Genomic DNA, 13,829 nt, shown 5'->3' on the forward strand with positions numbered 1-13,829 from the left:
GTGGCGGATGTTTCAGCCAGACTCTGACATTCAGCGGTCAAGCACCCTGACCGCTTTTCTGAAAGACTGCGGCATTGACAGTTACGAGGATCTTGTCCGCCGCGCCATTGAGGAGCCGGATTGGTTCTGGGGCCGGATCATTGACCATGCCGGTATACGGTTCGGCAAGCCGCACAGGGTGCTGCGGGATATTTCCGATGGGCCTGAATCGATCAGATGGGCCGTCGGAGCCACTCTGAATTTGACGGAAACCTGTCTCGACGCACGAATTCACGAAGGTCTTGGCGAAAAAACTGCGATCGACTGGGTCGGCGAAGACGGAAGCCGCCGCCGCTGGACCTATTCCGAACTTGCCGCCGAAGCCGCCCGCGTCGCCTCGGCCCTTGACGCGCGCGGGGTACAGCCGGGTCAGGCGGTGGGTATCTACATGCCGATGATCCCCGAAATCGAGGCCGCTCTGCTGGGTATTGCCCGGTTGGGCGCGGTCGCGGTGCCGCTGTTTTCCGGCTTTGCGCCGCATGCCATCATCTCGCGCCTGAAGGATGCGGGTGCGGTGGCGGTGCTGACGGCGGATGCCACACCCAGACGGGGCAAGCCGGTCTGGATGGAGGCGATGCTGGCCGAAGCCCTGACCGAGGTGCCTTCCGTTCATACCGTGTTCAGCCTGCGGCGGTTCGGCGGCGCGGTGGCCGATCCGGCCCGCGATCTCGACTGGACCGAAACCGTGGGTGCCGCCGACCCGGATTTCGCAGCGGTTGCCGTCAAGACCGAGGACCCCTTCCTCATCGCCTATACCTCGGGCACGACAGGCCGGCCCAAGGGCGTTGTGCATACCCATCTCGGGGTGCAGGCCAAGGCAACGTCGGATATTCTGCTGTGCCTCGACATGAAACGCGATGACCGCCACCTGTGGATGACCGACATGGGCTGGGTGATGGGGCCGCTCACCCTGCTGTCGGTGCTGCTGTCCGGCGCCACGCTTGTGCTGGCCGAGGGCGCGCCCTCTATGCCCGGCGATCCCTTCAGGCTGTTGCGCATTGCGTCCGAGATGCAGGTGACCCACATCGGCGTTGCCCCCACGCTGGTGCGGCAATTCATGACGCAAAGCCCCGAGCCACTCTCGGCCTATGACCTGGCACCCCTGCGCATCGTCGCCTCGACCGGCGAGCCCTGGACGGAAGACGCCTGGCTCTGGCAACTCGACCATATCTGCCGACGCCGCGCTGTGCCACTGAACATTTCCGGCGGGACCGAGCTTTTCGGCGCGATCCTGACCTCAACTGTGCTGCACGAAATCAAGCCGGGCGGCTTTTCGGCCCAGGCCCTGGGTGTGGGCGCGCGCGTACTGCGCGAGGATGGCCACGAGGCCGCGCCGGGCGAGGTGGGCGAACTGGTCGTGACCCAGCCGCCTCTGGGGCTGACCTCGGCGATCTGGGGCGACCGCGAGCGGTATCTCGAAACCTACTGGTCCACCTATCCCGGCATCTGGCGGCACGGCGACTGGGTGCGCTGCGACCCTGACGGCACCTGGTATATCCTCGGCCGCTCGGACGACACGCTGAACATCGCCGGTAAACGCATCGGCCCGCCCGAGATCGAGGCGGCGCTGACCGGGACTGGAGAGGTGGTGGACGCTGCCGCCATCGCCGCGCCCGACGATATCAAGGGGGTGGCCGTGATCTGCATCTGCGTCGCGGCGCCGGGTGTGTCGCCCGATGCGACGCTTGTCGAAGGGCTCAAGGACCGGGTGGGCGAGGTCGTGTCGAAACCCTTCCGCCCGCGCGAGATCCATTTCGTCGAGGCATTGCCCAAGACCCGCACCATGAAGACGATGCGCCGGATCGTGCGCGCGGCCTTCCTGGGCGAGGACCCGGGCGATCTGTCGTCGATCAGCAACCCGGAAACGATCCGGCCCATTGCAGACCTGCGAAAGGATAAGACATGATCACCGTTTTCGGAGCCACCGGAACCACCGGCGCCCCCCTTGTCGAAACCCTTCTGGCGAAAGGCGCCGAGGTGCGCGCCGTCACCAGCGATCCGGCCAGGGTTGCGGCCCTCAGGACCAGGGGGTGCGAGGCCATCACCGCGAATTTCACCGACCCCGCTGCGCTAGAACGGGCCTGTGCCGGGGCCGAAAAGATATACTTGGTAACACCCGCACACCGGGACATGCGCCGCTGGAAAGCCAATACGATCGAGGCGGCCAAGGCCGTAGGCGTGCGCCATGTCGTTCTGGCCACTGGGCTGGGGGCCTCGCCCAAGGCCAGGGTGACCTTTGGCAAGTGGCATTCCGAGACGCAGGAACTGCTGAAGCAGAGCGGGTTGAACTGGACCTTCGTGCAGCCGACCTATTTCATGCAGAACCTGCTTTGGCAGGCGGGAAGCGTCGCGAAGACCGGCGTCTATCATGACGATCTGGGCGGGCCCGTGGCCTGGATCGACGCCCGTGACATCGCCGCTGTCGCCGCCGAGGCGCTGACCGGGGCGGGCCACGAGGGCAAGACCTATGGCCTGACCGGCCCCGAGGCCTTGACCGGCGTGGATATCGCGGCAATCCTTTCGGATGTGACCGGACGATCTGTCATCTGCGCGCCGCTGTCGGCCGAAGACTCCAAGGCGACGATGATCGCCGGGGGGATGCAGGGCGAAGTCGCCGCGGCGATGGTGGAACTGGCCTCGATCGCCCCCAAGGGCTACCTTGCCGGTATCGAAACAACGGTCAGCGATGTGTTGGGCCGCCCGGCCCGTCGATTTACCGATTTCGTCGCTGAGAACCGGGATGCGTTCGTCCAGTGACCTGGCGGCGGCGCCGCTTTATCTTGAAATGGCGCCGCCCCTGAACGCAGCGTCCCAGATCAACCATCTTTTTTTGTTCCGCGATATGGGTGTACTGAGCGGACGTGGAAGCGGGCGGTTCGCGACCGACCTCTTTAGCCTTTCGATAACGTGCGACGACAGCGGCGGGGCGCGCGGATCGCTGGCACCACCGCGCCCGGGTTTCACGCCCCGCCTAATGCCATTCCATGGTGTCGTGGCCGGGCTACGGCTGTCGTCAAGACCGGAGCGTTTGCCCGAGGCCGAGGAACTGAAACCGTTGGCTTCAGCTCTGGCGCGCGTTCAGCAGAGCGACGAGGCGCTGCCGTTGCTGGTCACTATGCTCGACGAACTTGCAAAGAGTCTGCGTTTTGCCGCGTCACCCGGGCTGTGCAGCGCCCGGACGGAACGACGTAAGGTCCGAGAGGAAACCGGCGTGTCACGGCGGCGACTCGTTGCCTCACGGCGCTTTCGGAGGTTGCTTGGACAACTCGCGACGCAGACCGTGTCCCTGACAGATCTGGCGCTGGATGCCGGATATTACGATCAACCTCATATGTCCGCCGCCTGCCGTGCCTTTGCAGGAAAACCACCCCTCGCACTTCGCTTACAGGCGGCACAGTGCGGTTTTGGCCGTTCGCTACAAGATGCGCGCCTCAAGGATCGGCTAATCTTGGTCATCAATGAATGAAATTCAGGAGGGCAGCACGCCATGACGCCATTCGAACCGAAAAATCCTGCCTATGACGCACGCGTGCGCGACAGTTTCAATCGACAGAATGTGATGCACACGCTGGGGATCAGGATTGCCGATCTTACCCCCGGACATATCGTCCTGGAGATGGCCCACAGTGCTGATTTCACCCAACAGCATGGGTTTTTGCATGCCGGGATCGTATCGACCGCGCTGGACAGTGCGTGCGGCTATGCAGCCTTCTCGCTGATGCCCGCCGAAGCTGCGGTGTTGACGGTGGAATTCAAGATCAACCTGCTCAACCCGGCGGACGGCGAACGGTTTCGCTTCGTTGCCGACGTGGTGAAACCGGGAAGGAGCCTGACCATCTGCGAGGCACGCGCCTATGCCACCAAGGGCGGACAGGAAAAGCTGGTCGCGACGATGACCGGAACGCTGATGGCGCTGGTGGGGCGGACGGGCGTGGCGGGGTGACGACCGGGGCCGGGCACCGGGCGAGGGTCAGACCTTCAACCGGGCTTCGAGGACATGCCGCTGGACCTTTCCGCTGGTCGATCTGGGGAAATCGTCGAATGCGATGAAATGCAGCTCGCGCGGGCGCTTGTAACCTGCCAGACTTTCGCGGCACAAATTCATCAGCGCATCCGCATCCGGTCGGTCATTGCCGCAGGCGACAAAGGCCACCGGGGCTTCGCCCCATTTCGCGTCGAACGCCCGCACCACCGCCGCTTCGACAACAGACGGATGCGCCAGAAGCACGCGCTCGATTTCCGCCGGATAGACGTTCTCGCCGCCGCTCTTGATCAGGTATTTCACCCTGTCCACAAAGTCGATCGTGCCATCGGGATTGCGCCGGAACAGATCGCCCATGTGAAAGAACCCGTTGCGAAAGTCTCGGGCATTGGTGGCGTCGGCGTTCCAGTAGCCAGAGAACAGCGTCGGGCCGCGCATCGCCATTTCACCGGGCGTTCCGTCGGGAACGTCGCGGTCTTCAGGGTCAACCAGCCGGACCTCGCAGAATGCGCTGATCCGTTTGGACAGTTTTTCGGGTATGACACCGGGCGCGATCAGACCTGCGGTGCCAGGCGGCAAGCCGGTTTCGGTCGCCCCGAAGGAATTCAGGAAGGGCGTGTCCAGAAGGCTGGTCAACTCCGCGATCTGATGTGGAGGCACCAGATCGGCCATCGCGCCGCAGACCTTGATCCCTTTCACCGGCAGCGGGTTGGCGCGCCGCTCGGCGATGAAGGCATCCAACGCGCCCGGCATCATCACGAACCAGCCGATCCTGTGGCGTGACAGCGCCTCATTGATGACGGCAGGTTGCAACCCGTCCACCATCACCACCGTGCCGCCGCGCAAGATCGTCGCCAGCGCATGATCGGTGGACGCCATGTGAAACATGGGCGCCCAGGCGATGAAGCCGTCGCCGGGATCGAGCGCCAGTTGCGCCGCGAAGACCATGGATCTCGCGATATGGGCCCGGTGGCTGATCAGCGCCCCCTTGGGTCGGCCTGTCGTCCCCGATGTGTAAAGGATCGTCAGCCCGGCCTCGGGATCCTCCACCAGGGTTCCGGTGCGCGGATCTGGTTTGGCCCCAGCGATGGCCGCGTCCAGATCCGGCCCGATCTCCAAGCATCGGGTAGCGGAGACCGCATGATACGCGCCGCGCAGGCCGGGTTCGACCAGCGCCAGAACCGGCTCGACCAGATCGATGCAATGCCGCAGTTCATCCGGCGCAAGCCGCCAGTTCAGGCAGGCGACGATTGCGCCGATCCCCGCAGCGGCCAGTTCGGTTTCAAGATATTCCGCCCGGTTGTGCGACAGGATCGCGATCCTGTCTCCGGGCGTGACGCCTCTCGCCAGAAAGACGGCGGCCAGACGATCTACCCGCTCCAGCAACTCGGCGTAGGTCTGCCGTTTGCGACCGTCCTCGACGGCAAGAACCCTGGCACTGTCCTGCGCGCGGCTTCGAAAGATCGAATACAGATCGGTGCGTCCTGCGCGAAAAACCTCTGGCTGCATCGCATCCTCCCCTCATGCCAATTCAGAGACCCTGCGCCAAACGCACCCCTTCATCAATGGCGCGCAGAGCGTCAAGCTCCGCCGCCTCTTTTGCCCCGCCGATCATCGTGACGGTGACTCCGCGCCCGGCGAGGGCCTCGGCCAGCGCCCGCTCTGGCTCCTGCCCGGTGCACAGCACGATTGTATCGGCGGCGATGACCTCTGGCTTTCCGTCCATGAGGATATGCAGCCCCGCGTCGTCGATACGGTCATAGACCACGCCGCCCATGGCCTCGACCCCGTGTTTGCGCAGCGCGTTGCGCAGGATCCAGCCCGTGGAGACGCCAAGCCCCGCCCCCGGTTTCGAGGTTTTCCGCTGAAGCATGACCACCTTGCGACGCGAAGGTTTCGGTGCCAGCGGATCGCCCGCAAGACCGCCCGGCGCGGCGAATGCCGGGTCTACGCCCCATGTCTCGCAGAATGCGTTGGTGTCGTGGACCTCTGCCGATCCGGTCACGAGGAATTCGGCCACGTCATGGCCGATGCCGCCTGCCCCCATCACCACGACACTGTCGCCCGCCACACGTTCGCCGGACAGGATCTCGGCATAGGTGGCAACGCTCGGATGGTCCACGCCCGGCAGATCGGGAATGCGCGGCGTGACCCCGGTGGCGATCACCACATGGTCGAAACCGGCCAGATCGTCCAGACCGGCCCGCTGCCCCAGGCGCAGCGTGACCCCGTGCCTGTTCATCTGGCCGGAATAATAGCGCAGGGTTTCGTCGAACTCGTCCTTGCCCGGCGCCGCACGCGCCAGGTTCAATTGACCGCCCAGCCTGTCATGGGCTTCGAACAAGGTGACGACATGGCCCAGCCGTGCCGCCTCGGCCGCCGTGGCCATGCCCGCGGCGCCGCCGCCGACAACCGCCACCTTCCGGGGTGAATCTGTCGGCGTGTCCCGGAATTCGGTTTCGCGGCCTGCCCGAGGGTTGACCAGACAGCTCACCGGCCGGTCGGAAAAGATGAAATCCAGACAGGCTTGGTTGCAGGCGATGCAGGTGTTGATCTCGTCCGCGCGGCCCTCGCGCACCTTCTTGACGAAATGCGGGTCGGCCAGAAAGGGCCGGGCCATCGAGATCATGTCTGCCTCGCCAGAGGCAAGGATGTCCTCGGCCATTGCGGGCGTGTTGATCCGGTTCGAGGCGACCACGGGAATGGACACTGCGGCCTTCACATTGGCCGCCGCCTGCCGCCAGGCACCGCGCGGAACCGGATAGGCAATCGTCGGCACGCGCGCTTCGTGCCAACCGATGCCGGTGTTCAGAATATCCGCCCCCGCCGCCTCGATCTTGCGCGCCAGTGCCGCAATTTCATCGGCGGGCGCGCCGCCCTCGACCAGATCAGCCGCCGAAATCCGGTAGATGACTAGGAAATCCGGCCCGCAACGCTCCCGCACCGCGCGCACGGTCTCGACTGCAAAGCGGTGGCGGTTCTCGGCGCTGCCGCCCCAGTCGTCTTCACGCTTGTTGGTATGCGTGACAGTGAATTCGTTGATCAGATAGCCCTCGGACCCCATGATCTCGACGCCGTCGAACCCGGCGGCCTGCGCATTGGCGGCGGCTTTGGCGAAATCCTCAATGGTGCGGCGGATGTCGGCATCGGTCATCTCACGCGGGATGAAACGGTTGATCGGCGCGCGAATCGGTGATGGCGCAACGCAGCCCTCGATCTTTGCGTAGCGCCCGGCATGAAGAAGCTGCGCGCAGATCAGACTGCCCTCGGCCTGGACCGCCTCGCAGATTGGTCGCAGGTGCAGCGCCTCATCCGGGTCATCTATGCGCGGTCCTTCCGGGTCGAACACCCCCTCGGCATTTGGCGAAAACCCGCCAGTGACCAGAATCGCCGCCTCCCCCCGCGCCCGTTCCGCGTAAAAGGCGATCTGTTTGGCCAGGCTGTCCGGCTCGTTTTCCAGCCGGGTGTGCATCGACCCCATGATGATCCGGTTCCGCAACGTGCGTCGGCCCGCGCGGATGGGCGAAAGCATGGTTTCGAAGCTTTCCCTCTGCGTGTTTTCCACTGTGAACATTCTCCTCGAAACTTAGCTTGATCTATATTCTAACATCCGTTAGATTTTTTGGGAAGAAGAGTTTTCGGTCAACGGGAGGAGTACCGATGCAGTTCCAGCCAACAGAGGATCAAAGGGCGTTTCGTGAAGCCGCCAAGCGATTCGCCACTGAAAAACTGGCACCCAGCTACCTCGCGCGCGCAAGCGGCCACACCTTTGATCGTGCGCTGATCAAGGAGATGGGCGCATTGGGTCTGATCGGGGCCGATCTGCCCGAAGAGTTCGGCGGGCTTGGCGAAAGCTCTGTCACGTCAGGGATGATCGTCGAAGAAATCGCCTATGCCGATTTCAACGCAAGCTATGTCCAGCTCCTCGGCTCTCTCATGGGCGGGATGGTGGCCAAGCACGCCTCCCGCGAGATCGCTTCGGAATGGGTGCCCAAGGTTGTCTCGGGGGATGCTGTCATTGGCCTGGGCCTGACCGAACCGCGCGGCGGATCGGATGCGGCGAACCTGATTCTCAAGGCCACCAAATCCGGCAACGGCTGGCGGTTGAACGGTGAAAAGACCTCCATGAGCTTTGCGGCCCAGGCCGACGCGGCGGTGGTCTTTGCGCGCACCGGCGACCCCGAAGGCGGCTCGCGAGGGGTCAGCGCCTTTTTCGTTGATCTGAACCAGCCAGGTATCAAGCGCACCCATTTCAACGACATCGGCACCAGGCCGGTCGGACGCGGATCGGTGTTCTTCGACGATGTCTTCGTGCCGGCAGAAAACATGATGGCCGAACAGGACCGCGCCTTTGGCACCATCATGGCCGGGTTCGACTATTCCCGCGCACTGATCGGACTGGAATGCCTTGGTGCCGCCCAAGCATCGGTGGATGAAACCTGGGCCTATGTCCGCGAGCGCGAAGCGTTCGGCGCACCCATCGTGCAGTATCAGGGCGTGAGCTTCCCGCTGGCAGAGGCCGAAACCCAGCTGACCATGATGCGGCAGCTTTGCTATTACACACTAGACCTGCGCGACCGGGGCCTGCCGCATACGTCCGAAGCGGCGATGTGCAAATGGTACCTGCCAAAAACCGCCTGCGAGATCCTGCACCAGTGTCTGATCCTGCACGGACATTACGGTTACACGACCGACCTGCCCCACCATCAGCGCTATAACGATGTGCTCGGCCTGCAGATCGGCGACGGCACCGCGCAAATCCAGAAACTGGTGATTGCCCGCGAAAAGGTCGGGCGGCTGGCGCTGCAGTATGACAAAAGGGCGAAGGGAGTGTCGAAATGAGTGCTCCCGTCGCCGTAACCATCGAAGGTAGCGTCGGCATCATCGAGCTGGCCCGACCCGAGAAATTCAATTGCCTGTCACTTGACGTGCATGAGCGCATATCTGCCGCGCGCGCGGAATTCGAGGCGAACCCGGATATGCGGGCGATCCTCATCCGGGCGCAGGGCAAGCACTTTTGCACCGGTGCCGATCTGACCGAGGTGAAGGGCAAACTGAACGATCCCGCCGCGCTGGACCATTTCATCGCCTTTGGCATGAAGAACCTGCGTGCGCTCGAAACCTCCTCCCTCCCTGTCGTCGTGGCGGTGCAGGGGTTGTGTCTGGCCGGCGGGATCGAGCTGATGCTGGCTTGCGACGTGTGTTTCGCCGCCGAAACCGCCCAGTTCGGCGATCAGCATGCGCAATTCGGGCTGATCCCCGGTTGGGGCGGCTCGCAGCGGCTGACGCGGTTGATGGGGCAGCGCCGGGCGCTTGACCTGATGTTCTCAGCCCGCTGGCTTGACGCGGGCGAGGCCAAAGAGGCCGGGCTGGTCAACTACATCGTGCCGGATGCGGATCTGCACAAGTCCGCGCTAGAGTACTGCCAAAAAATCGCCACCCGCTCGCGTCCCGGTATCGCCGAGATGAAGCGTCTGGCACGGGAAGGTGCGGACCTGGGCATCGACCAGCAAATGCGGCTGGAGCGTGACGCCGCCGTGCGCGCGCTGCCCAGTGATGACGTGGCCGAGGGGCTCGACGCATTCGAGAACCGGCGCGCCCCCGAATTCAAGACTTGAGGAAAACATGGAATTCACTTTGAACGACGAACAGCGCCAGATCTACGAATACGGCGGTCAGTTGGCGCAAAAATTCGACAACGATTATTGGCTGCGGCATGCCCGGAAACATGAATTTCCCAGGGAGATGTTTCAGAAAATCGCCGATGACGGCTTTCTTGGCATCATGGTTCCCGAAGAATACGGCGGTGCCGGGCTTGGCATGACCGAGATGGCCCTGTTCATGGAAGGCACGGCCAATCACGGCATTCCGCTGCTGATGATGGTGGTCGGCCCGACCATGTCGCTGGCCCATATCGCCAGCCACGGCACCGAGTTCCACAAGAAAGAGCTGCTTCCGGCCGCCTGCCGGGGCGAAATCCAGTTCTGTTTCGCGATCACCGAACCGGGGGCCGGGTCGAACACGATGAAGTCCACCACGCTGGCCAAGCGCCGGGGCAACCGGTTCAGCCTGACGGGGGAAAAGACCTTCATCACCGGGGCCGATGTGTCCGACTATTGCCTGGTTGTGGCGCGGACCAAGCCGCACACCGAGGTCAGCCGCAAGACCGACGGGTTCACCCTTTTTGCCGTGGACCTGAAAAAGAAGGGCGTCGCTCAGCAACGAGTGAAGATCTCGATCCCTCTGCCCGAAGAACAGTGGACCCTGTTTTTCGACGAGGTGGATCTGGGTCCCGAGGACGTGGTCGGCGAGGTGGACGAAGGGTTTTCCATCCTGTTCGACAGCCTCAACCCCGAGCGCATCATCCTGGCCGCACTATGCTGCGGCATCGGCCGCTTCGCCCTGAACAAAGGTGTGGCCTATGCGTCCGAACGCAATGTCTTCGGTCAACCCATCGGGGCGCACCAGGGTGTGCAGCACCCGATGGCCAAGGCCTACACCGCCATTGAAATGGCCAGCCTGATGACCCGTCGCGCCGCGTGGGAGTTCGACAACAAGCTGCCCGCGGGGGCCTCGTCGAACATGGCGAAATACTTCGCCGCCGAAGCCGGGATCGAAGCGGTGGACGCAGCACTTCAGGCGCATGGCGGATCGGGTTTCACCGAAGATACGGGACTATACGAGATGTATCCGCTGGTGCGCCTGTTGCGTACGGCACCCGTGAACCGCGAGCTGTGCCTTAGCTTCATCGGCGAAAAAGTCATGGGTCTGCCGCGGTCCTATTGATCGCCCAGCCGGGAATGGAGGACAATATGCAATTTGGAATGCGCTTCCGGCGGGAGGATGCAGCCGACAAGGTAAACGATCGCTTCTGGCACGCAATCGAGGGCACGCCGCTCGACGAGGTGCGCCGCATTCAGGAAGAGCGGCTGCGCGATCAGATGGCCTATCTCAAGGCGAACTCGACCTTCTATCAGGAGAAGTTCGCCGAGGCGGGCGTGGAATTCGACGATATCCGCACCATCGAAGACCTGCAAAAGCTGCCCTGCACCTACAAGACCGAGATCCGCGAAAGCCTCGCGGCAGAGCCGCCCTTCGGCAAGCACCGCGCCGCGCCGATGGCCGACATTATCCAGATGCAGGCCTCGTCGGGCACCACCGGCAGCCCGTCCTATATCGCGCTGACCGAGGCCGACGCCGAGATGTGGCACGAGATGACGGCGCGCTGTTTCTTTGCCAACGGCGTGCGGCCCGGCGACATGGTGCTGCACGCGTTTTCGCTGGCGAAGGGCTTTGTCGGCGGTATCCCTGTGGTGCAGGGCCTGCAATACATGGGCGCGATCGACGTGCCGGTGGGGGCGGATGGCGGTGTGGAACGGCTGTTGCGCGCCTGTGCGGACACCCGCCCGCGCTGTATCGTCGGCGCACCTAACTTCGTTCTGCATCTGGCCGAAAAGGCTCCGGAAGTGCTTGGCTGCAAGGCCAGCGAGCTGGGCGTCGAGCGGGTGATCGTGGGCGGCGAACCGGGCGGCGGCATCCCGGCGATCCGCGCCAAGATCGAAGCGGCCTGGGGTGCCAAATGCACCGAGATGCTGGGGGGCACCGATCTGGGCGTGACCTATTGGGCCGAATGCGACGCGCAATCGGGCATGCATATGGTCAACATGGACTACATCATCACCGAACTGCTCGATCCCGAAAGTGGCGAGATCATTCCTTGGAAAAAAGGCGCCGAGGGCGAAATGATCTATACCGCGATCGGCCGGCGGGCAAGCCCGCTGGTGCGGTTCCGGTCGGGCGATTATATTGAGGTCATCGACACAGAGTGCTCTTGCGGGCGCACCGGCCCCAAGATCCGTTGCACCGGTCGCACCGATGACATGCTGATCGTGCGCGGGGCCAACGTCTTTCCTTCCGCCATCAACAGCGTCATCACCGAAATGGTGCCGGACACCAACGGCGTCATGCGTGTCGTGGCGGATTTCCAGGGCCACACCACGCAGGGCGCGCTGACAGTGATCGTCGAACGCGGTCCTGCCCGTGATCCGGCGGATGACGCGGCCCTCAAGAAGAAGATCGAGCAGCGCTTGCGCGATGCCCTCGTCTTCAAGGCCGACGTTCGCCTGGTCGCGCCGGATACGTTTGAAAAGCCCGGCGCAGCCAAGGTCGCCTTTGTCCTCAGAAAGTACCCGGACCTGCCATGACGAAAATGAAATCCCTTCTCGACACCGGGTCCGACGACTTCCGGAAAAACGACGTGCTTTACCGGGAAAAGGTCGGCGAACTGCATGCGCTTCGGCTGCTACAACGCGTCGGCGGCCCCGAAAAGGCCCGGGAACGGCATGTCAGCAAAGGCAAGATCCTGCCGCGCGAACGGGTCGAGCGGTTGCTCGACCCGGGCACGCCCTTTCTTGAAATCGGAGAACTCGCCGGGCTGAACAAATATGAAGGCGTGCCACCCGGTGCAGGGATCATCACCGGCATCGGCGTGATCGAGGGACGTCAGTGCATGATAATCGCCAATGACGCTACCGTGAAGGGCGGCACCTATTTCGGCATGACCTGCCGCAAACACGTCCGGGCGCAGAAAATCGCCTGGAAAAACCGTCTTCCGGTGATCACCCTGGTCGATTCCGGCGGCGCGTTTCTGCCGGAGCAGGCGAGTATCTTTCCCGATGAGGGGCAGTTCGGCTCAATCTTCCATCAACAGATCGGCATGTCGGGCGATGGCGTACCGCAGATCGCCGTGGTCATGGGGCCCTGCACCGCGGGCGGCGCCTATATCCCGGCGCTTTGCGACGAGGTGGTGATCGTGCGCGGTCAGGGCTTCATGTATCTGGGCGGGCCAGAATTGACCTTTGCTGCGACCGGCGAAAAGGTCGATGCCGAAACGTTGGGCGGCGGCAAGATGCATTCGTCCGTTTCCGGCGTGACAGACCATCTTGCCGAGGATGACGCGCACGCGCTGGCCATCACCCGCGAAATCGTCAGCCACCTGGGCGAAAAGCCGCAGCCGCGCAAGACGCCGACGTCGCCGCGCCCCCCGGCCTATCCGGTCGAGGAGATCTATGGCGTCGTCAGCCGAGACCCAAGGGTGCCGACCGACAACCGCGAGATTGTCGCGCGCCTTGTCGATGACAGCGATTTTCACGAGTTCAAGCCGCTTTTCGGCGACACCCTCATGACCGGCTGGGGCCGAATCCATGGCCACGAGGTCGGCATCCTGGCCAACACCGGCGTGCTCTTTGTCGAGGCCGCGCTGAAGGCTACGCATTTCATCAATCTCTGCGTCCAGCGCGATATCCCGCTGCTGTTCCTCGCGGATGTGAACGGCTTCATGGTCGGCCGCGACGTCGAGCAGATGGGCATTGCCAAGGCGGGCGCCAAGATGATCACCGCCATGTCTTCGGCGCGGGTGCCGAAGTTCACCATCATCACCGGCGGCTCTTACGGGGCGGGTTACCTGGCCATGCTTGGCCGCCCGTTCCAGCCGGACGCGATGTTCGCCTGGCCCACGGGCCGGTCCGCGATCATGGGGCCGGAACAGGCCGCCAGCGTGCTGGCGCAGGTGCGCGCCCAGATCAACGAACGCGAAGGCAAGAAATGGACACCCGAGGAGGAGGAAACCTTCAAGGCACCAATCCGCAAGGAATACGAGGATTTCCAGGGGGCCTACAATTTCGCCTCCAACCTCTGGATCGACAGCGTGATCGAGCCTGCCGAGACCCGGGACGTCATGGCGCTGATGCTGGACATCGCTTCGCGCAGGCCCAAGGTCGAAACGCATTTCGGCGTGTTCAGGATGTGA

The 13,829-nt window shown here is 63.5% G+C and carries 11 protein-coding genes; 9 read left to right on the forward strand and 2 right to left on the reverse strand.

Annotation, left to right across the window (positions count from 1 at the left end; all coding sequences use genetic code 11):
* Positions 1 to 7: 7 nt before the first annotated feature.
* Genes ACFO5X_RS18275 through ACFO5X_RS18290 form a run of 4 tightly spaced genes read left to right on the forward strand, consistent with a single transcriptional unit; the run spans position 8 to position 3,982 of the window.
* Positions 8 to 1,945, forward strand: coding sequence for an AMP-binding protein (locus ACFO5X_RS18275; protein WP_380719645.1), 1,938 nt, complete (start codon positions 8 to 10; stop codon positions 1,943 to 1,945).
* Positions 1,942 to 2,796: an SDR family oxidoreductase gene (locus ACFO5X_RS18280; protein ID WP_380719647.1), complete on the forward strand. Its 855-nt coding sequence runs from the start codon at positions 1,942 to 1,944 to the stop codon at positions 2,794 to 2,796. The genes ACFO5X_RS18275 and ACFO5X_RS18280 overlap by 4 nt, the downstream gene beginning before the upstream one ends.
* The gene (locus ACFO5X_RS18285; RefSeq protein ID WP_380719649.1) at positions 2,780 to 3,505 is read left to right on the forward strand and encodes a helix-turn-helix domain-containing protein; all 726 of its coding nucleotides are present in this window, start codon (positions 2,780 to 2,782) and stop codon (positions 3,503 to 3,505) included. Before ACFO5X_RS18280 ends, ACFO5X_RS18285 begins: the two co-directional genes overlap by 17 nt.
* Before the next feature lie 21 nt (positions 3,506 to 3,526).
* The gene (locus tag ACFO5X_RS18290) at positions 3,527 to 3,982 is read left to right on the forward strand and encodes a PaaI family thioesterase (RefSeq protein ID WP_380719651.1); all 456 of its coding nucleotides are present in this window, start codon (positions 3,527 to 3,529) and stop codon (positions 3,980 to 3,982) included.
* A 27-nt stretch (positions 3,983 to 4,009) separates the two neighbouring features.
* Here ACFO5X_RS18290 and ACFO5X_RS18295 read toward each other — a convergent pair whose 3' ends face one another.
* Together ACFO5X_RS18295 and ACFO5X_RS18300 are read right to left on the reverse strand one after the other, a co-directional pair.
* A complete protein-coding gene (locus tag ACFO5X_RS18295; RefSeq protein WP_380719653.1) occupies positions 4,010 to 5,530 on the reverse strand; it encodes a class I adenylate-forming enzyme family protein in 1,521 nt (506 codons plus the stop codon).
* Positions 5,531 to 5,552: 22 nt separating this feature from the next.
* Positions 5,553 to 7,586 (reverse strand): FAD-dependent oxidoreductase, encoded by a 2,034-nt coding sequence (locus tag ACFO5X_RS18300; RefSeq protein WP_380719656.1) that lies wholly within the window; start codon positions 7,584 to 7,586, stop codon positions 5,553 to 5,555.
* A gap of 95 nt (positions 7,587 to 7,681) precedes the next feature.
* Here ACFO5X_RS18300 and ACFO5X_RS18305 point away from each other — a divergent pair, with 95 nt between their 5' ends.
* From ACFO5X_RS18305 to ACFO5X_RS18325, 5 genes are read left to right on the forward strand one after another with little or no spacing between them, the layout of a single operon-like run.
* Complete coding sequence (locus tag ACFO5X_RS18305) at positions 7,682 to 8,863, forward strand: acyl-CoA dehydrogenase family protein (protein WP_380719658.1); 1,182 nt, start codon at positions 7,682 to 7,684, stop codon at positions 8,861 to 8,863.
* A complete protein-coding gene (locus ACFO5X_RS18310; protein WP_380719660.1) occupies positions 8,860 to 9,639 on the forward strand; it encodes an enoyl-CoA hydratase/isomerase family protein in 780 nt (259 codons plus the stop codon). The genes ACFO5X_RS18305 and ACFO5X_RS18310 overlap by 4 nt, the downstream gene beginning before the upstream one ends.
* Before the next feature lie 7 nt (positions 9,640 to 9,646).
* Positions 9,647 to 10,807, forward strand: a complete 1,161-nt coding sequence (locus tag ACFO5X_RS18315; RefSeq protein ID WP_380719662.1) for an acyl-CoA dehydrogenase family protein — start codon at positions 9,647 to 9,649, stop codon at positions 10,805 to 10,807.
* A gap of 26 nt (positions 10,808 to 10,833) precedes the next feature.
* Entirely contained in the window at positions 10,834 to 12,225 is a 1,392-nt protein-coding gene (locus tag ACFO5X_RS18320) for a phenylacetate--CoA ligase family protein (protein WP_380719664.1), read from the forward strand.
* Positions 12,222 to 13,829, forward strand: a complete 1,608-nt coding sequence (locus ACFO5X_RS18325; protein WP_380719666.1) for an acyl-CoA carboxylase subunit beta — start codon at positions 12,222 to 12,224, stop codon at positions 13,827 to 13,829. The genes ACFO5X_RS18320 and ACFO5X_RS18325 overlap by 4 nt, the downstream gene beginning before the upstream one ends.

The sequence above is a fragment of the Seohaeicola nanhaiensis genome (genome assembly GCF_042654245.1).
GTDB classification, from domain to species: domain Bacteria; phylum Pseudomonadota; class Alphaproteobacteria; order Rhodobacterales; family Rhodobacteraceae; genus Seohaeicola_A; species Seohaeicola_A nanhaiensis.